19 protein-coding genes are annotated in these 18,726 nt (G+C 60.6%); 3 read left to right on the top strand and 16 right to left on the bottom strand.

Annotated features, from left to right (window positions below; translation table 11 throughout):
• The first annotated feature begins 154 nt into the window (after positions 1-154).
• A complete protein-coding gene (locus ACWR1S_RS13960; RefSeq protein ID WP_454563909.1) occupies positions 155-1,303 on the top strand; it encodes an acyl-CoA dehydrogenase family protein in 1,149 nt (382 codons plus the stop codon).
• A gap of 90 nt (positions 1,304-1,393) precedes the next feature.
• Here the strand turns inward: ACWR1S_RS13960 and ACWR1S_RS13955 are convergent, their stop codons facing one another.
• Positions 1,394-1,942, bottom strand: coding sequence for an adenine phosphoribosyltransferase (locus ACWR1S_RS13955; protein WP_187681066.1), 549 nt, complete (start codon positions 1,940-1,942; stop codon positions 1,394-1,396).
• A 78-nt stretch (positions 1,943-2,020) separates the two neighbouring features.
• Positions 2,021-2,755, bottom strand: coding sequence for a fumarate/nitrate reduction transcriptional regulator Fnr (gene fnr / locus ACWR1S_RS13950; protein ID WP_003223347.1), 735 nt, complete (start codon positions 2,753-2,755; stop codon positions 2,021-2,023).
• A 154-nt stretch (positions 2,756-2,909) separates the two neighbouring features.
• Here fnr and ACWR1S_RS13945 point away from each other — a divergent pair, with 154 nt between their 5' ends.
• On the top strand, positions 2,910-3,392 hold the full coding sequence (locus ACWR1S_RS13945; protein ID WP_454563908.1) for a hypothetical protein: 483 nt from the start codon (positions 2,910-2,912) through the stop codon (positions 3,390-3,392).
• Here ACWR1S_RS13945 and hemN read toward each other — a convergent pair.
• From hemN to ccoN (ACWR1S_RS13875), 14 genes are all read right to left on the bottom strand, one after another.
• Positions 3,389-4,771 carry an oxygen-independent coproporphyrinogen III oxidase gene (hemN, locus tag ACWR1S_RS13940; RefSeq protein ID WP_454563907.1) on the bottom strand — a complete coding sequence of 461 codons (1,383 nt, stop codon included), beginning with the start codon at positions 4,769-4,771 and terminating at the stop codon, positions 3,389-3,391. The two genes, ACWR1S_RS13945 and hemN, sit on opposite strands and share 4 nt — an antisense overlap.
• 199 nt (positions 4,772-4,970) lie before the next feature.
• Positions 4,971-5,654 carry a sulfite exporter TauE/SafE family protein gene (locus tag ACWR1S_RS13935; RefSeq protein WP_016984739.1) on the bottom strand — a complete coding sequence of 228 codons (684 nt, stop codon included), beginning with the start codon at positions 5,652-5,654 and terminating at the stop codon, positions 4,971-4,973.
• Positions 5,647-5,859 carry a cbb3-type cytochrome oxidase assembly protein CcoS gene (ccoS, locus tag ACWR1S_RS13930; protein ID WP_322846509.1) on the bottom strand — a complete coding sequence of 71 codons (213 nt, stop codon included), beginning with the start codon at positions 5,857-5,859 and terminating at the stop codon, positions 5,647-5,649. Before ccoS ends, ACWR1S_RS13935 begins: the two co-directional genes overlap by 8 nt.
• 24 nt (positions 5,860-5,883) lie before the next feature.
• Positions 5,884-8,334 carry a heavy metal translocating P-type ATPase gene (locus tag ACWR1S_RS13925; protein WP_454563906.1) on the bottom strand — a complete coding sequence of 817 codons (2,451 nt, stop codon included), beginning with the start codon at positions 8,332-8,334 and terminating at the stop codon, positions 5,884-5,886.
• A 135-nt stretch (positions 8,335-8,469) separates the two neighbouring features.
• Positions 8,470-9,009: a FixH family protein gene (locus ACWR1S_RS13920; RefSeq protein WP_454563905.1), complete on the bottom strand. Its 540-nt coding sequence runs from the start codon at positions 9,007-9,009 to the stop codon at positions 8,470-8,472.
• An 11-nt stretch (positions 9,010-9,020) separates the two neighbouring features.
• A complete protein-coding gene (gene ccoG, locus ACWR1S_RS13915; RefSeq protein ID WP_454563904.1) occupies positions 9,021-10,436 on the bottom strand; it encodes a cytochrome c oxidase accessory protein CcoG in 1,416 nt (471 codons plus the stop codon).
• Between the two features lie 409 nt (positions 10,437-10,845).
• The gene (gene ccoP, locus ACWR1S_RS13910) at positions 10,846-11,829 is read right to left on the bottom strand and encodes a cytochrome-c oxidase, cbb3-type subunit III (protein ID WP_454563903.1); all 984 of its coding nucleotides are present in this window, start codon (positions 11,827-11,829) and stop codon (positions 10,846-10,848) included.
• Entirely contained in the window at positions 11,826-12,011 is a 186-nt protein-coding gene (locus ACWR1S_RS13905) for a CcoQ/FixQ family Cbb3-type cytochrome c oxidase assembly chaperone (protein ID WP_003175465.1), read from the bottom strand. The genes ccoP (ACWR1S_RS13910) and ACWR1S_RS13905 overlap by 4 nt, the downstream gene beginning before the upstream one ends.
• A 5-nt stretch (positions 12,012-12,016) precedes the next feature.
• Positions 12,017-12,625 carry a cytochrome-c oxidase, cbb3-type subunit II gene (gene ccoO / locus ACWR1S_RS13900; protein WP_095047713.1) on the bottom strand — a complete coding sequence of 203 codons (609 nt, stop codon included), beginning with the start codon at positions 12,623-12,625 and terminating at the stop codon, positions 12,017-12,019.
• Entirely contained in the window at positions 12,625-14,067 is a 1,443-nt protein-coding gene (gene ccoN / locus ACWR1S_RS13895) for a cytochrome-c oxidase, cbb3-type subunit I (RefSeq protein ID WP_454563902.1), read from the bottom strand. The genes ccoO (ACWR1S_RS13900) and ccoN (ACWR1S_RS13895) overlap by 1 nt, the downstream gene beginning before the upstream one ends.
• A gap of 482 nt (positions 14,068-14,549) precedes the next feature.
• Complete coding sequence (gene ccoP, locus ACWR1S_RS13890; protein WP_454563901.1) at positions 14,550-15,503, bottom strand: cytochrome-c oxidase, cbb3-type subunit III; 954 nt, start codon at positions 15,501-15,503, stop codon at positions 14,550-14,552.
• Positions 15,500-15,697: a cbb3-type cytochrome oxidase subunit 3 gene (locus tag ACWR1S_RS13885; RefSeq protein ID WP_123592872.1), complete on the bottom strand. Its 198-nt coding sequence runs from the start codon at positions 15,695-15,697 to the stop codon at positions 15,500-15,502. Before ACWR1S_RS13885 ends, ccoP (ACWR1S_RS13890) begins: the two co-directional genes overlap by 4 nt.
• A gap of 5 nt (positions 15,698-15,702) precedes the next feature.
• Positions 15,703-16,311, bottom strand: a complete 609-nt coding sequence (ccoO, locus tag ACWR1S_RS13880) for a cytochrome-c oxidase, cbb3-type subunit II (protein ID WP_003223389.1) — start codon at positions 16,309-16,311, stop codon at positions 15,703-15,705.
• A 10-nt stretch (positions 16,312-16,321) separates the two neighbouring features.
• Complete coding sequence (gene ccoN, locus ACWR1S_RS13875; RefSeq protein WP_034152830.1) at positions 16,322-17,746, bottom strand: cytochrome-c oxidase, cbb3-type subunit I; 1,425 nt, start codon at positions 17,744-17,746, stop codon at positions 16,322-16,324.
• Between the two features lie 95 nt (positions 17,747-17,841).
• Between ccoN (ACWR1S_RS13875) and ACWR1S_RS13870 the strand changes: the two genes are divergently transcribed.
• A complete protein-coding gene (locus ACWR1S_RS13870; protein ID WP_454563900.1) occupies positions 17,842-18,531 on the top strand; it encodes an alpha/beta family hydrolase in 690 nt (229 codons plus the stop codon).
• Positions 18,532-18,726 lie beyond the last annotated feature (195 nt).

Here is an 18,726-nt window from a genome sequence, read left to right as displayed (position 1 = left end):
CAGGCTCACTCCTACATTTGGAATGCGTTCCCCTGTAGGAGTGAGCCTGCTCGCGATCGATGCGACTCGGTTTCCGAGCTTCACATCCACAATCTTATTGAAAACCAAGCAAGCGCTCGGTTAAGTTCGGCGAACCCTTCCGTGGAGCTCGCCCATGCCTGCCTTTCAGGAATACTTCGACCCCAGCCACCAATTGGTCCGTGACAGTGTCCGACGTTTCGTCGAACGCGAGATCCTGCCGGACATCGATCAGTGGGAAGAAGCCGAAAATTTCCCCCGTGAGCTGTACCTGAAGGCGGGCGCGGCGGGCATTCTTGGCATCGGCTATCCCGAAGCGCTGGGAGGCAGCCATGCAGGCGATCTGTTCGCCAAGGTCGCCGCCAGTGAGGAATTGATGCGCTGCGGCTCTGGCGGCCTGGTAGCGGGGCTGGGATCGCTGGACATCGGTCTGCCGCCGATCGTCAAATGGGCGCGTCCCGACGTGCGTGACCGCGTCGTGCCACAAGTGCTTGGCGGCGAAAAGATCAGCGCATTGGCCGTCACCGAGCCGGGCGGCGGCTCCGACGTCGCCAACCTGCAAACCCGCGCGGTGCGTGACGGCGATTTCTATCGCGTCAGCGGCAGCAAAACCTTTATCACCAGTGGCGTGCGCGCGGATTTCTACACCGTCGCGGTGCGCACCGGTGCGCCGGGTTTCGGCGGCATCAGCCTGTTGCTGATCGAGAAGGGCACGCCGGGCTTCACCGTTGGCCGTCAGCTCAAGAAAATGGGCTGGTGGGCGTCGGACACGGCTGAGTTGTTCTTCGATGACTGCCGTGTACCTGTGGGCAATCTGATCGGCGCCGAGAATATGGGCTTCGCCTGCATCATGGGCAATTTTCAGAGCGAACGGCTGGCGTTGGCGTTGATGGCCAACATGACTTCGCAGCTGGCGTTGGAGCAGAGCCTGAAATGGGCGCGCGAGCGTGAGGCGTTCGGCAAGCCGATCGGCAAGTTTCAGGTGATCAAGCATCGCCTCGCCGAGATGGCCACGGCGCTGGAGGTCTCGCGGGAATTCACTTACCGGCAAGCGGCGAAGATAGCGGCGGGGCAGAGTGTCATCAAGGAAATCTCCATGGCGAAGAACTTTGCCACGGACACGTCGGACCGGATCACCACCGAGGCGGTGCAGATTCTTAGCGGGCTCGGTTACATGCGCGAGAGTCTGGTGGAACGGCTGTATCGGGATAACCGCATCTTGTCGATTGGCGGCGGGACGCGGGAGGTGATGAACGAGATCATCAGCAAGCAGATGGGGCTTTAAAGTCAAAAGATCGCAGCCTTCGGCAGCTCCTACAGGGAAACGCACATCCCAATGTAGGAGCTGCCGAAGGCTGCGATCTTTTGATCTTGATTATTTATCAGTCAACGCAAACTGCGTCAGGCAGAAGGTAGGAATGCCCATGTCCCCAAGACGCTGCGAGCCACCCAGCTCCGGCAAGTCAATAATCGCCGCCGCCTCATGCACCCGCGCGCCCATGCGGCGAATCAGGTTGGCCGCCGCAATCAGCGTGCCGCCCGTGGCGATCAAATCATCGAACATCACCACCGAATCGCCTTCACACAGGCTGTCGGCGTGCACTTCCAGGAACGCTTCGCCGTACTCGGTCGCGTAACCCTCGGCCAGCACGTCCGCCGGCAGTTTGCCTTGCTTGCGGAACAGCACCAGCGGCTTGTTCAACTGATAGGCCAGTACCGAGCCGATCAGGAAGCCACGGGCATCCATCGCGCCGATGTGGGTGAAATCGGCTTCCACATAGCGGTGGGCGAAGCTGTCCATCACCAGGCGCAGGGCCGTCGGCGACTGAAACAGCGGGGTGATGTCGCGAAAGATCACGCCCGGTTTCGGGAAGTCGATCACTGGGCGGATAAGCGATTTGATGTCGAAGGAGTCGAAGACCATCGTCGAGGTGTCCTGGCAGGGCTGCAAACGGCGCAGTATACCCGCGGCTGAAACGCTTCGCTCAACCGCGGATCGACATTAACCTTCGAGCGAGCCACCGGCCAGCGCGCAGAGCTGGATCGGGTCGAGGATATGAATCTCCTTGCCCTCGGCGGCGATCAGCTCGTTCTGCTGGAAGCGCGTGAACACGCGGGACACGGTTTCCACCGCCAGACCGAGGTAGTTGCCGATTTCATTGCGCGACATGCTCAGACGGAACTGGTTGGCCGAGAAACCGCGAGCGCGGAAGCGTGCGGACAGGTTGACCAGGAACGTGGCGATGCGCTCGTCCGCGGTTTTCTTCGACAGCAGCAACATCATTTGCTGGTCGTCACGGATTTCCCGGCTCATGACGCGCATCAACTGGCGGCGCAACTGCGGCAGTTGCAGGGCCAGTTCGTCGAGGCGTTCAAAGGGAATTTCGCAGACCGAGGTGGTTTCCAGCGCCTGGGCCGACACCGGGTGTTTCTCGGTGTCCATGCCGGACAGACCGACCAGTTCGCTCGGCAGGTGGAAACCGGTGAGCTGTTCTTCGCCGCTGTCGCTCAGGCTGAAGGTCTTCAGGGCGCCGGAGCGTACTGCATAAACGGAATCGAACGTGTCGCCCTGGCGGAACAGGAACTCGCCCTTTTTCAACGGGCGGCCGCGTTTAACGATTTCGTCCAGCGCATCCATGTCTTCCAGATTCAGAGAAAGTGGCAGGCAGAGAGGGGCCAGGCTGCAATCCTTGCAATGGGCCTGGTTGTGAGCGCGCAGTTTGACTGGCTCGGACATTTCTTAAATCCTTGTGGGAAAACACACATAAGCAGTAAGGGTAACCCACGGGAGGACATTCAGGCCAGTCTGGGGCGACTTTGCCCTACAGCCATAAAGCCACAGGGCCAGCAGCCGATAAACAGGTATCAAAGTGCATACAAGGAACGATTCGATGGCCGCCATTGGCACGCTGGGCCCGGGTAACAGCGATGTTGCGGCAGTGCCGGAGACGTTTAAAACGGCGTCTGGCAATGCACGCGACCCAGGCTCGACCGAAGAGGCAACCCCGACCTTGGTCGAGGGCGTCAAAGTGTCGCTGTCCGGTGCATCGATCGAAAAGTCCGCCAGTGCCGGTGGCGAGAACAGCGACATCGAGAGCAGCGGCTTGCCCGAGAACATCCAGCAATTGCTGAAGATGATCCGCAAACTGCAAAAAGAAATCGCCGAGAAAAAGGCGCTCATCGAAGCGCTCATGGCCGACAAGCGCCTCTCCAACGAAGAAAAGATCATCAAAACCGCCGCGCTGCGCGGCGCCATCGCCGCGTTGAATACCGGTCTGATCACGGCCAATCTTGCTTTATCGAAAGTGGTGGGGCAGTCGGGCCTGACCGCGGATCAGAATATGAAAGTCGGCTCGCTGCTGATGAAAAACTAAATCACCCGCGAAAAACGCTGGCGGTTCTGCTGTTCCAGGTAGGCATCGAACACCATGCACACCGAGCGCACCAGCAGACGTCCCGCTGGCAACACTTCGATCCGCTCGCGATCCAGCTCGATCAGGCCATCACTGGCCATGCCTTGCAGCTGCGGCCACAGCGCGCCGAAATAGCCCTGAAAATCGATGTTGAACTGCTGCTCGATCTCGGCGAATTCCAGGCTGAAATTGCAGATCAGTTGCTGAATCACCGCACGGCGCAAGCGATCATCGGCGTTGCACACCAAGCCCCGGCTGGTCGCCAGTTGGGCGGCGGCGAGGGTGTTCTGGTACTCGTTGAGGTCGCTGCTGTTCTGGCAGTACAGATCGCCAATCTGGCTGATCGCGGAAACCCCCAGACCAATCAGATCGCAGTGGCCGTGAGTGGTGTAACCCTGGAAGTTGCGTTGCAGGGTTTCTTCTTCCTGAGCAATGGCCAGCTCATCGTCGGGCAGGGCGAAGTGATCCATGCCGATGTAGCGATAGCCGGCGGCGGTGAGCTGTTCGATGGTGTGTTCGAGCATTTCCAGTTTCTGCGCGGGCGCCGGTAACTCATTGCCATTGATCCGTCGCTGCGGCATGAAACGCTCGGGCAGGTGCGCATAGTTGAACACCGAGAGCCGGTCCGGTTGCAGGCTGATCACTTCCTCGACGGTGCGGGCGAAGTTGTCCGGCGTCTGCTTGGGCAAGCCGTAAATCAGGTCGATATTGATCGAGCGAAATTGCAGGGTGCGCGCCGCATCGATCACCGCGCGGGTTTCTTCCAGACTTTGCAGGCGATTGACCGCACGCTGCACCGCCGGGTCGAGGTCTTGCAGGCCTATGCTGACCCGGTTGAAACCCAGTTCGCGCAGCAGGCCCATGGTCGACCAGTCGGCTTCACGCGGGTCGATCTCGATGCCGTAATCACCGGAGTCGTCATCCAGCAGATTGAAATGCTTGCGCAGGTGCGCCATCAACTGACGCAGTTCGTCGTGGCTGAGAAAGGTCGGGGTGCCGCCGCCAAAGTGCAGTTGCTCGACTTTCTGGGCCGGGTCGAGGTGGCAGGCGATCAACTGAATTTCCTGCTCCAGCCGCTGCAGGTAGGGCAGGGCGCGACCACGATCCTTGGTGATGACCTTGTTGCAGGCGCAGTAGTAGCAAATGTTCGCGCAGAACGGCACGTGCACGTACAGCGACAAGGGGCGCAGGGCCTTGCGGCTGTCGCGCAGGGCATGAAACAGGTCGAAGGTGCCGACCTGACCGTGAAATTGCACGGCCGTCGGATAAGAGGTGTAGCGCGGCCCCGCCAGGTCGTAGCGGCGGATCAGATCAGAGTCCCAACGAATGGCATCGAGCATGCGGGCATTCCCCCGGATAGGCTGGCAGTGTGAGCGAGTCTATCGGGGGGCGGCGATGGGGCTGTTGATTTGCATCAACGGGGGAGGAGGTGTGTTGATCATGCAGGCCTCTTCGCGAGCAAGCTCGCTCCCACAGATTTTCTGTACGCCTCAAATCCCCTGTGGGAGCGAGCCTGCTCGCGAAGGCCGCGCCGCCGATCTAATGGCCCATCAACCAATGTTGATGCGGCCCCGGCAATGTCCAGATGCCAAACAGAATTACCAGTAATCCACCAGCCATGCGCACGCTGCGTTTGCGCAAAATGGCCGTGACGCGTTCCGCCGCAAGCCCCGTCGCCAGCAATACCGGCCAGGTGCCGAGGCCAAAGGCGAGCATCAACAACGCACTGTCCAGCGCATTGCCCTGACTCGCCGACCACAGCAACGTGCTGTAAACCAGTCCGCAGGGCAGCCAGCCCCACAACGCACCCAGCAATAACGCACGAGGCAAACTCGACACCGGCAACAAGCGGTTGGCGACGGGTTGGATGTAGCGCCACAAACCGCGTCCGAGACTTTCAATGCGTGTCAGTCCGCTCCACCAACCGGCCAGATACAAACCCATGGCGATCAGCAACAACCCGGCCAGCACGCGCATGAACAATGCGGCTGGGCTGTTCGCGACCGCCCAGCCTGCGAGGCCAATCAGCAATCCCGCCGTGGCATAACTGAGAATTCGCCCAAGGTTATACGCCAGCAGCAAACGAAAGCGCCGACTGCGTTGCTCCTTGGGAATCGCCAGGGTCAGCGCGCCCATCAACCCGCCGCACATGCCCAGGCAATGACCGCCACCGAGCAGCCCGAGGATCAATGCCGAGACCAGCAATGGCGCCAGTTCAAGCATGAGGGGGCGCCTTGTCGTCCGGTTTGTTGGCGCGGGCTTCGTCCACCGCTGCGGTGTGGTTCGGATCCTGATCGTCGAACAGGATGCTGTGCGCCGGGCCGTCAAGGTCGTCGTACTGACCGCTGTCCACCGCCCAGAAAAAGATGTACACGGCGATGGCCACGATCAGCAGCGCGGCCGGGATCATCACATAGAGAGCTGGCATCTGTACTCCAGACGCCCGTGCGGCTTAGGCCGGCAGCGGGCGGGTTTGCGAGCGGGTGCTGGCGGGCGGCGGACTCGGCAAGCGAGTCAGGCGCAAGGCATTGAGCACCACCGTCAACGAACTGATCGACATGCCGACGGCAGCCCACACCGGAGTGATCCAGCCGAGGGCGGCGAACGGCAACATGAGGCCATTGTACAGCGCCGCCCACAGCAGGTTCTCGATGATTACCCGGCGGGTCCGCCGCGCCAGAGTGAAGGCTTGGACCAAAGCGTCGAGGCGGTTGGACAGCAGCACGGCGTCGGCACTGGTTTTCGCCAGATCGGTGGCCGAACCCATGGCCACGCTGATGTCGGCCGCTGCCAGTACCGGCACGTCATTGACGCCGTCGCCGAGCACCAGCACTTTGCGGCCTTCCTTGTGCAGTTGCTGCAGAACTTGCAGCTTGTCGTCCGGGCGCAAGCCGCCACGGGCTTCGTCGATACCGAGTTCGGCGGCGACGCTGGCGACCATCGGCGAGCTGTCGCCGGACAACAACAGCGTACGCCAGCCACGCGCCTTGCACGCAGCGAGCAGGGCGGGGGCGTCATCACGCAAGCGATCGTCGAGGACGAACCACGCCAGCGGCCCCTGAGCGTCGCCAAGCAGCAACCATTGGCCGGCCTCGTCCGGCATTGACGGTGCCGCAGCGCCGCTGAGGGCGCAGACAAACTCTGCCTGGCCGATGCGCAAACGCTGCTCGCCAACCAGACCTTCAAGGCCAAGTCCCGGCGTGCTGTGGACTTCTTCCGCCGCCAGCGGCGCACGGCCGAACGCGCGGGCAATCGGATGCTCCGAACGGTTTTCCAGCGCAGCGGCGAGGCTCAGGCATTGTTCGCTGTCGAGTGCGCCGAGCGGGCGAATCGAGCGCAGCACCAGTCGACCTTCGGTGAGGGTGCCGGTCTTGTCGAAGATCACCGTGTCGATTTGATTCAAGCCTTCCAGCACATGGCCGCGGGTCAGCAACAGACCGAGTTTGTGCAGGGTGCCGGTGGCCGCCGTCAGCGCGGTCGGCGTCGCCAGCGACAGCGCGCACGGGCAGGTCGCGACGAGCATGGCGAGGACGATCCAGAATGCCCGGGATGAATCCAGTTCCCACCAGAGCAAGCCGATGGCCGCCGCTGCGATCAGTGATAACAGCAGGAACCATTGCGCGGCGCGGTCGGCGATTTCCGCCAGTCGCGGTTTCTCCGCCTGGGCGCGGTCGAGCAAACGAACGATGGCCGACAGGCGCGTGTCGTGTCCCAGCGCCTGCACTTCCACGGTCAACGCGCCTTCGACGTTGAGCGTGCCGGCGGTGACCGCATCGCCCGGTACGCGCGGTTGCGGCAGGTATTCGCCGGTCAGCAGCGATTCGTCGATGCTCGACTGGCCGTCGATGATTTTGCCATCCGCCGGCAGAATCGAGCCGGCCTGCACCAGAATCCGCTCGCCGAGACGTAGCTCGCTGAGCAGGATGCGTTCGCTCTGGCCGTTGTTGTCCAGCCGCAGACACGAGGCAGGCAACAGATTGACCAGTTGCGCCGTCGCGGCGGCGGTGCGCTCGCGGGCGCGACGTTCCAGATAGCGCCCGGCCAGCAGGAACAGCGCAAACATCCCCACCGCGTCGAAGTACAACTCGCCGACGCCGGTGATCGAGGTCCAGATCCCGGCAATGTAGGCGCTGCCGATCGCCAGCGACACCGAGACGTCCATGGTCAGGTGGCGCGTGCGCAGATCGCGCATCGCCCCTTTGAAAAACGGCGCGCAGCTGTAGAACACGATCGGCGTGGTCAGGAACAGCGCGACCCAGCGCAGGATCGTGTGCAGCTCGGGGCTGAGGTCGATGTTGAATTCCGGCCATGTCGCCATGGTCGCCATCATCGCCTGGAACCACAGCAATCCAGCCACGCCGAGTTGGCGCAGGGCCAGACGGTTTTCGCTGGCCAGTTGTTCACTGGCGCGGTCGGCCTGATATGGGTGGGCGGCGTAGCCGATGTGGCGCAGTTCGGCGAGGATCTGACTCAGCGGCAGTTGCGCGTCGGCCCAGCGCACGTGCAGGCGATGGTTGGACAGGTTCAGGCGCGCCTCGGCCACGGCCGGCAGCGTGCGCAGGTGTTTTTCGATCAGCCAGCCGCAGGCGGCGCAACTGATGCCTTCCATCAGCAGGGTGGTTTCGGCCAGTTCGCCTTCATGGCGGACGAAGGGCTGCTGGACATCGGCGCGGTCGTACAGCGCCAGTTCGTCGGTCAGTTGCACCGGCAGCGCTTCGGGGTTGGCCGAGGCTTCGCTGCGGTGTTGGTAATAGCTTTCCAGGCCGCCAGCGACGATGGCTTCAGCCACGGCCTGACAGCCGGGGCAGCAGAACTCGCGGGATTGCCCGAGTACGACAGCGGTGAAGCGGCTGCCGGACGGGACGGGCAGGGCGCAGTGGTAGCAGGGGAGTGGGCTGGTCATGGCACGTGTTCCGATGATCGTTCCCACGCTCCGCGTGGGAATGCCTCCCCGGACGCTCCGCGTCCGCTTCGGCTGGGACGCGGAGCGCCCCTGGCTGCGTTCCCACGCAGAGCGTGGGAACGATCAGAGTCAGGCTTACTTCTTCAGGTCTTCCGCACCTTGCAGCGGCTCGTCACCGAGCAGCAAATCCTTGTCATGGCTGACCAACTCTTCTTCGAACATCCGCCAGACGTGATCATCCTGACTACCGAGCAACTCGACAAAGCGACGACCTTCAACCTTGTCGCCCAGTTGACCGATATAACGGCCGATTTCAGTCTCGCTGCGAGTCAGAACAATCTTGCGATCCTTCTCCGGCTGCGTCGGCGAGATCAGATTCAATTCCAGCGTCTTCGGCTGACTCTCACCGCTCAAACGCAAATCAACTTCACCAGTAACATCATCCAGATGCACAGCCGCACGCATCTTCAGATTCTGCGCCAACAGTTCACGGTCCAGCGAACGGTTGATGCCTTTGCCCGCCTCGTAATAGTTGTCGTTGACCAGGTTATCCGGGTTGTTCACCGCGATGGTCACCATCGACAGGGTCAGGGTCACCGAACAGGCCAGAATCCCGATGATGATCCATGGCCAAAGGTGCTTGTACCAAGGACTTGCGGCGTTTGCTGCGGGCATGTTCAGTTCTCTCAACGGATTTGTGGGCCGATGAATCGGCTCTTGGCTTCAACGTGGACGCTGTCGTCATCAGCATCCTTGAGGATGAATTTCACCTCGTTGGTGCTCGATGGCAGTTGTTCCGGTGCGCTCGACAATTCGACCGGCATGCTGACGATGTCGCCGGCCGCGACCTTGATCTCGCGTTTGCCTTGCAGGCGCAGGTCGGGCAACCCGGCGGCTTCCAGCACATAAGTGTGGTCGCGCTGGTCCTTGTTCATGATCTTCAGGCTGTAGACGTTTTCGATCCGGCCTTCGGCGTTTTCGCGGTACAGCACACGGTCCTTGCTGACGTCGAAACCGACCAGCGAGCGCATCACGAATGCAGTGACCAACAGGCTGATCATCGCCAGCAGCACCACCGCATAGCCGATCAGGCGTGGCCGCAGTTTATGGGTTTTCTGCCCGGACAGGTTGTGTTCGGTGGTATAGCTGATCAGCCCGCGCGGGTAATCCATCTTGTCCATGATGCTGTCGCAGGCGTCGATGCACGCGGCGCAGCCGATGCACTCGATCTGCAGGCCGTCGCGGATGTCGATGCCAGTCGGGCAGACCTGTACGCACATCGTGCAGTCGATGCAATCGCCCAAGCCCTGGGCCTTGTAATCGACGCCTTTCTTGCGCGGGCCACGGCTTTCGCCGCGACGCGGGTCGTAGGAAACGATCAGTGTGTCTTTGTCGAACATCACGCTCTGGAAGCGCGCATACGGGCACATGTAGATGCACACCTGCTCGCGCAGCCAACCGGCGTTGCCGTAGGTGGCGAGGGTGAAGAAACCGACCCAGAAATACGACCAGCCATCAGCCTGGCCGGTAAAGAATTCGAAAACCAGTTCGCGAATCGGCGAGAAGTAGCCGACGAAGGTCATGCCGGTGACAAAACCGATCAGCAGCCACATCGAGTGTTTGGCGGCTTTGCGCAGCAACTTGTTGGCGCTCATCGGCGCCTTGTCGAGCTTGATGCGCTGGTTGCGGTCGCCTTCGGTGACCTTCTCGCACCACATGAAAATCCACGTCCAGACACTTTGCGGGCAGGTGTAACCGCACCAGACACGGCCGGCATACACGGTGATGAAGAACAGGCCGAATGCAGCAATGATCAACAGGCCGGAGAGCAGGATGAAATCCTGCGGCCAGAAGGTGGCGCCGAAGATGAAGAACTTGCGCTCCGGCAGGTTCCACCATACGGCCTGATGGCCGCCCCAGTTCAGCCACACCGTGCCGAAATACAGCAGGAACAATGCAGCCCCACCCATCATCCGCAGATTGCGGAACAGGCCAGTGAAAGCGCGGGTGTAGATTTTTTCTCGAGAGGCGTAAAGATCAACGCTGTTGTTCGCGTTTTTGCTCGGTGGTGTGACGTCGTGTACCGGAATCTGGTTGCTCATCATTGCATCCCACGGCAGTGGAAAAATGCCTCGGTCGATACGTGCCAACCAAGGTCAAAAAGGGCTGTTGCAGTGGCGCAATGATACGCCGGTCGCCCTGGCTCAAGGGTGCGACCTTTGGTCGCGTTGGGGAAAAAACCTGAATGGTGTAGCGAATGCAGCAAAGCCTGATGCAGGTCAATTGACTTGTTGAGTATGGACGGTTTTGGCGTGGCGGCTAATCCGGGGTTCTCACAACTCAGCGGCGTTCATCTGATCAACCCATGGAATAACGGCACCGGCGAAAGCGCTCCTGCCAAAGAGCAGGGGCGCAGGAGATCGGGTGACGTTTCATGTCATGAATGCCAGCATGAAAAAAGGCCCCGCCAATCAACATTGGCGGGGCCTTTTTTTGTTTCAAGCGATGGCCTTATTCGGCGTTCGCTTGCGGTGCTTTCTCACCGTGGGACAGGCTGTAAACGTAAGCCGCCAGCAGGTGCACCTTGTCGTTGCCTTGCAGTTGTTCCTGCGCAGGCATCTGGCCTTGACGGCCGTAACGGATGGTCTGCTGCAGTTGCGCGAAGCTCGAACCGTAGATGAACGCGCCCGGGTGGGTCAGGTTCGGCGCGCCCATGGCGGGGGTGCCTTTGCCTTCCGGACCGTGGCAGGCCACGCAGTTGGCGGCGAACAGTTTGCCGCCGTTTTCCGGGTCAGCCTTGGTATCTTCCGGCAATTTGCGGCCATCGAGTTTGGTCACGACGAACGCTGCGACGTCGGCAACGCCTTGCTCCCCGATCACTTCAGCCCAGGCCGGCATCACCGCGTGGCGACCGCCCATGATGGTGGTCTTGATGGTTTCCGGCTCGCCGCCCCAGCGCCAGTCGGCATCGGTCAGGTTAGGGAAACCATAAGCACCCTTGGCGTCGGAGCCGTGGCACACCGAGCAGTTGGAGGCGAACAGGCGGCCCCCCATTTTCAGTGCTTGCGGATCCTTGGCGACTTCTTCGATCGGCATCGCGGCGAACTTGGCGAAGATCGGACCGAACCTGGCGTCCGAACGGGCCATTTCCTTTTCCCACTCGTGCACGCCGGTCCAGCCGGTCTGGCCGTTGGCGAACGCAGTCTGCTTGTCGTTATCGAGGTAGTTGTAACCCGGCAGCAGGCCTTTCCAGTTGCCCAGGCCCGGGTACAGCACCAGGTAACCCAAGGCAAACACGATGGTGCCGACAAACAGCATGAACCACCATTTCGGCAGTGGGTTGTCGTACTCCTCGATCCCGTCGAAGGAGTGCCCGACTGTCTCGTCCGTCTGTTCGCTGCGCTGGCCCTTGCGGGTCGACAGCAGCAGCCAGGTCAGGGCGAAGATCGTACCGAGACTGAGGACTGTGACGTACAGACTCCAGAATGTAGTCATTCTTTGTTACTCCTAGAAGCTTGCTCGACGTGCTTGATGGCTTCGGGATCATCCGCAAAAGGCAACAAGGTCGCGTCTTCAAACTCCGACTTGCGCTTGGGGCTGAACACCCACAGCGCCAGACCGATGAAGGCCACCATCACGACAACGGTGCCCAGGCCACGAATCATCCCGATATCCATCTAATTCACCGTTTGCTTTTGATGATGGTGCCCAGGCCTTGCAGATAGGCCACCAGCGCGTCCATTTCGGTTTTGCCCTTCACGGCATCCTTGGCCCCGGCGATGTCTTCGTCGGTGTAAGGAACGCCGAGCGTGCGCAACACTTCCATTTTCTTGGCGGTGTCTTTGCCGTCGAGCTTGTTTTCCACGAGGAACGGGTAAGCCGGCATTTTCGACTCAGGCACCACGTTGCGCGGGTTGTACAAGTGCGCACGTTGCCAGTCATCCGAGTAACGACCGCCGACACGGGCCAGGTCCGGACCGGTACGTTTGGAACCCCACAGGAACGGGTGGTCCCAGACGCTTTCACCGGCGACCGAGTAGTGGCCGTAACGTTCGGTTTCAGCACGGAACGGCCGGATCATCTGCGAGTGGCAGCCGACACAGCCGTTGGCGATGTAGACGTCGCGGCCTTCCAGTTCCAGCGCCGAACGAGGCTTCATGCCTTCGACCGGCTTGTTGGTGACGTCCTGGAAAAACAGCGGAACGATTTGGGTCAGGCCGCCAACGCTGACGGCGATGACCATGAAGAAGGCCAGCAGGCCAATATTCTTCTCGACAGCTTCATGCTTCATCAGTGAGCTCCAACGACAGCGATCTGGGCAGCGGCTTCGGCTTCGGCCGGGTTCGAGGCGCGCACGATGCGCCAGACGTTGTAAGCCATCAGGAACATGCCGCTGGCGAAGAAAGCACCGCCCAGGGCGCGGACGATGTAGCCCGGGTGGCTGGCTTGCAGCGCTTCAACGAACGAGTAGGTGAGGGTGCCGTCGTCGTTGATTGCACGCCACATCAGGCCTTGAGTGATGCCGTTGACCCACATCGAAGCGATGTACAGCACGGTGCCGATCGTCGCGAGCCAGAAGTGCGCGTTGATCAGGCCGACACTGTGCATCTGCGCACGACCGAACAGTTTCGGGATCATGTGGTAGATCGCGCCGATCGAGATCATCGCCACCCAGCCGAGCGCGCCGGCGTGTACGTGGCCGATGGTCCAGTCGGTGTAGTGCGAGAGCGAGTTGACGGTCTTGATCGCCATCATCGGCCCTTCGAAGGTCGACATGCCGTAGAACGCCAGGGAGACCACGAGGAAACGCAGAATCGGGTCGGTGCGCAGCTTATGCCAGGCGCCCGACAGGGTCATCATGCCGTTGATCATGCCGCCCCAGCTTGGCGCCAGAAGAATGATCGACATCGCCATGCCCAGCGATTGTGCCCAATCCGGCAGGGCGGTGTAGTGCAAGTGGTGCGGGCCGGCCCAGATGTACAGGGTGATCAGTGCCCAAAAGTGCACGATCGACAGGCGATAGGAATAGATCGGGCGTTCGGCCTGTTTCGGCACGAAGTAGTACATCATCCCGAGGAAACCGGTGGTGAGGAAGAAGCCCACCGCGTTGTGGCCGTACCACCACTGGATCATCGCGTCGGTCGCGCCCGAGTAGGCAGAGTAGGACTTGAAGAAGCTCACCGGCAAGGACGCGTGGTTGACGATGTGTAGCATCGCCGTGACCACGATGAACGCGCCGTAGAACCAGTTACCCACGTAGATGTGCTTGGTTTTGCGCTTGGTAATGGTGCCGAAGAACACCAGACCGTAGGTGACCCAGACAATGGCCAGCAAAATGGCGAGGGGCCATTCCAGTTCCGCGTATTCCTTGGTGGTGGTGTAACCCAGCGGCAAGGTAATGATCGCGCCGACGATCACCGCTTGCCAGCCCCAGAAGGTGAAGGCCGCGAGGCTGTCGGAAATCAGTCGCGTCTGGCAGGTTCGCTGCACGACATAGTAGGAAGTGGCAAACAGTGCACAACCACCGAAGGCGAAAATCACCAGGTTTGTGTGCAACGGGCGCAGGCGTCCAAAGCTCGTCCACGGCAGACCGAAGTTCAATTCCGGCCAGACCAGTTGCGAGGCGATGAAGACACCGAGCCCCATGCCAAGGATCCCCCAGACCACCGTCATGATGGCGAACTGGCGGACTACCTTATAGTTATAAGCAGTCGGACTGATTGCTGTGCTCATTCTAAGGTTCCACGGTTTGGGTGTTTTATTAGGATTAAAATCGGCCGCAAGTATGCAGAGAGCAGGGGGTCATTGCAACGCGCCATGACCTGGGTCAATGCTTTCCAAGGCTGATTCTGCGGCCTTTCCATGCGCCGCGTAAGGACAAAATCAGCCTCGGACAAAATGTCGCAGCGGACGAAAAAAGCGAGGGGTTCAGGTCGCTTGTAACGAGGTGTGTTCAAACGCTCGGTTCGGGTGACGGACGGTAAATGGCACGACAGCCGGTATCTACCGGCGTTTGCGGCCACATCAGTCAGCCGGTTCGCAGAACACAGCAGTCAGCGTTGACCTGGAACCGGCACAAGCCAGTCCGCATCGAGCAAGCGTAGACCCGAATCAGGGGAACCGAAAGGAGAGGGTGTGAAGGGGTGCGACAATGCGTCGCAAAGGGGCTGGATGCTGCCGCACCGAGAATGGTGCGGCAGATGTGTACGCAATGCTTATTTCTTGTTGTCTTCAGTAATCAGTTTTTCTGTATTCAATCCATGTGACAGGCTGTACACATAAGCGGCGAGCAATTGCACTTTATCGTTACCCAGCAACTCGTTCTGCGCTGGCATGTGACCCTGACGACCATGGCGGATGGTCTGTTCAAGTTGGGTCAGGCTGGTGCCATAGATAAACCCGGCCGGGTGCGTCAAATTCGGCGCCCCCATGGCTTCAGTGCCCTGGCCGGTTGCCCCATGACAGGCTACGCACGTGGTGCTGAACGCCTGCTGTCCGGCTTGCAGGTCAGCCTTGCTGTCGGCGGGCAATGGCAGACCGGCCAGTTCATGACGCACATAAGCGGCCACGTTTTTCACCCCGGCCTCGCCCAACACTTCGCCCCATGCTGGCATCGCCGCCATCCGGCCACCCATGATGGTGGTCTTGATGGTCTCGGCATCGCCGCCCCAGCGCCAGTCACTGTCGGCGAGGTTAGGGAAACCGAACGCGCCCTTGGCGTCCGAGCCGTGGCACACCGAGCAGTTTGAAGCGAACAGGCGGCCACCCATTTTCAGCGCCTGTGGATCCTTCGCCACTTCTTCCACCGGCATGGCGGCGAACTTGGCGAAGATCGGGCCGAACTTGGCATCAGCCTTGTTCATTTCCTTTTCCCACTCGTGCACGCCGGTCCAGCCATCCTCGTAACCCGGCAGGATGCCTTTCCAGTTGCCCAGGCCCGGATAGAGGATCAGATAGCCCACGGAAAACACCAGCGTGCCGGCGAACAGCATGAACCACCACTGCGGCAGCGGGTTGTCGTACTCCTCGATGCCGTCGAAGCTGTGGCCCATGGTCTGGTCGACGCTGCCCTTGGTTTCGCCCCGGCGGGTGCCGATCAGCAGCCACGTCAGGCCGATCAGGCTGCCGATGGTCAGTACGCAGATCCACGTACTCCAGAAGGTGGTCATGGCCGGGTACTCCTTGTTTCATTTGCTTGGGTTATTTCGGCTTGCGGTTCGTCGGCGAACGGCAGCAGACGTGCTTCGGCAAACTCCGGGGTGCGCTTGCGGTTGAACACCCACAAGGTCAAACCGACGAAGGCGACGAACACCACGACCGTGCCGAGGCCGCGAATCAGGCCTGCACTCATTTCAATGATCATCGTGCTCACCTCTTGCTCTTGATCGCAGTGCCGAGCACTTGCAGGTAGGAGACGAGGGCGTCCATTTCGGTCTTGCCTTTGAGGCTGGCCACCGCGCCGCTGATGTCGTCGTCGGTGTACGGCACGCCGAGGGTGCGCATGGTCTTGAGCTTGGTTTCGGTGTGGCTGCTGTCGACCGCTTGCGTGACCAGCCACGGGTAGGCCGGCATTTTCGATTCCGGTACGACGTTGCGCGGGTTGTACAAGTGCGCGCGGTGCCAGTCATCCGAGTAACGCGCGCCGACCCGGGCGAGGTCCGGCCCGGTGCGTTTCGAGCCCCACAGGAACGGGTGATCCCAGACGCTTTCGCCGGCGACCGAGTAGTGCCCGTAACGCTCGGTTTCGGCGCGAAACGGACGGATCATCTGCGAGTGGCAACCGACGCAGCCCTCGCGGATATAGATGTCACGGCCTTCCAGTTGCAGCGCGGTGTAGGGCTTCATGCCTTCCACCGGTTTGTTGGTGACGTCCTGGAAGAACAGCGGGACGATCTGGGTCAGGCCACCGATGCTCACGGCAAACACCATGAGCAACATCAACAGGCCGACGTTCTTTTCAATCGTTTCGTGTTTCATGGCGGACTCCTCAGGCCATCTGCGCGGCAGCAACGACGTCAGCAGGCTGCGAGGCCCGCACGGTGCGCCAGGTGTTGTAAGCCATCAGGAACATGCCGCTGAGGAAGATCGCCCCACCAATCAGCCGCACGACGAAGCCTGGATGGCTGGCCACCAGGGTTTCGACGAAGGAGTAGGTCAGCGTGCCGTCCTCGTTGACTGCGCGCCACATCAGGCCCTGGGCGATGCCGTTGACCCACATCGAAGCGATGTAGAGCACGGTGCCGATGGTTGCGAGCCAGAAGTGCGCGTTGATCAAACCGACGCTGTGCATCTGCGCTTTGCCGAAGATTTTCGGGATCATGTGGTACAGCGCGCCGATGGAAATCATCGCCACCCAACCCAGGGCGCCAGCGTGTACGTGACCAATGGTCCAGTCGGTGTAGTGGGAGAGGGCGTTGACCGTTTTGATCGCCATCATCGGACCTTCGAAGGTCGACATGCCGTAGAACGCCAGCGACACCACGAGGAAGCGCAGGATCGGGTCGCTGCGCAATTTATGCCAGGCGCCCGAGAGGGTCATCATGCCGTTGATCATGCCGCCCCAGCTCGGTGCCAGCAGAATCAGCGACATCACCATGCCCAGCGACTGCGCCCAGTCCGGCAGCGCGGTGTAGTGCAAGTGGTGCGGGCCGGCCCAGATGTACAGGGTGATCAACGCCCAGAAGTGCACGATCGACAGGCGATACGAATACACCGGACGCTCGGCCTGTTTCGGCACGAAGTAGTACATCATCCCGAGGAAACCGGCGGTGAGGAAAAAGCCCACGGCGTTGTGGCCGTACCACCATTGCACCATTGCGTCGGTTGCACCGGCGTACACCGAGTACGACTTGGTGAAACTCACCGGCAACTCAAGGTTGTTGACGATGTGCAGAATCGCCACGGTGATGATGAACGCGCCGAAGAACCAGTTGCCCACATAAATGTGCTTGGTCTTGCGCTGCATGATCGTGCCGAAGAACACGACGGCGTAAGCGACCCAGACGATGGTGATCAGGATGTCGATCGGCCATTCCAGCTCCGCGTATTCCTTGGAGCTGGTGTAACCCAGTGGCAGGCTGATCGCCGCCAGCAGGATCACCAGTTGCCAGCCCCAGAAGCAGAACGCGGCGATTTTTGGCGCAAACAATTGGGTCTGGCAGGTGCGTTGCACCGAGTAGAACGAACTGGCGAATAGTGCACAGCCACCGAACGCGAAGATCACCGCGTTGGTGTGCAGCGGGCGCAGACGGCCGAAACTGGTCCAGGGCAAATTGAAGTTGAGTTCGGGCCAGACCAATTGGGCCGCGAGAAAAACCCCGAGGCCCATGCCGACGATGCCCCACACCACCGTCATAATGGCGAATTGGCGGACCACCTTGTAGTTGTAGGCGGTACTGATAGAAGTGTTCATGGTTCCCCATCCACGGTTCAGCCGAAGTGAGCGCGCGCAAGACACGCGGCGAATCCTTCGTCTGGAGTTATAGGCAGACTAAAAGCGAGGCAAGCATGGACAAACAGCACAAGGCCAGTATTGACGGGGATCAATGGGCGCAGTGCGTGCGTGATCATGGGTGGCTTTGGGACGCCGCCAGTGGTGAGGCTTCGGCGACGTTGATCCTTGCCCACGGTGCTGGTGCGCCGATGGACAGTGACTGGATGAACGATATGGCTGGGCGCCTTGCTGCACTGGGTGTGAACGTGTTGCGGTTTGAGTTTCCGTATATGGCGCAGCGGCGGGTGGATGGCGTGAAGCGGCCGCCGAATACTGCTGCGAAATTGCAGGAATGTTGGCGTGAGGTGTTTGCTGAAGTGCGACGTCATGTCACTGGGGTTTTGGCCATTGGCGGGAAGTCCATGGGCGGGCGGATGGCCAGTCTTTTGGCTGACGAATTGGGCGCTGATGCGTTGGTGTGTTTGGGTTATCCGTTTTATGCGGTGGGGAAGCCGGAGAAACCACGGGTTGAGCATTTGGCTTCTTTGCAGGCTCGGACGTTGATTGTGCAAGGCGAGCGGGATGCGCTGGGCAATCGGGAGGCGGTTGAGGCTTACACCTTGTCACCGAGTATTGAGGTGGCGTGGTTAGCTGCTGGCGATCATGACCTCAAGCCATTAAAGGTTTCCGGGTTTACCCATGAACAGCATTTGGCCAGCGCCGCCGAGCGTGTGAGCGGGTTTCTTCGGGGTAGATCGAGTTGAATTGGATTTTGAACTGCATGGAGATCGGCTCCCTTCCCCCTCGCCCCCTTGGGGGAGAAGGCTGGGGTGAGGGGGTAGATCTTGAACGCGACACATTTTTCGATCTGAGTGCATATCCGTTGCTGCGGTAACGGCCGCTCAGGGTTCCGCCCTTACGGCGGGTCACTTTTTCCAGACGCCGAAAAAGTAACCAAA

The sequence above is a fragment of the Pseudomonas sp. AIG genome, assembly GCF_977020205.1.
Note: the sequence above shows the minus strand (reverse complement) of the source record. Positions and strands in the feature narration are given on the sequence as shown.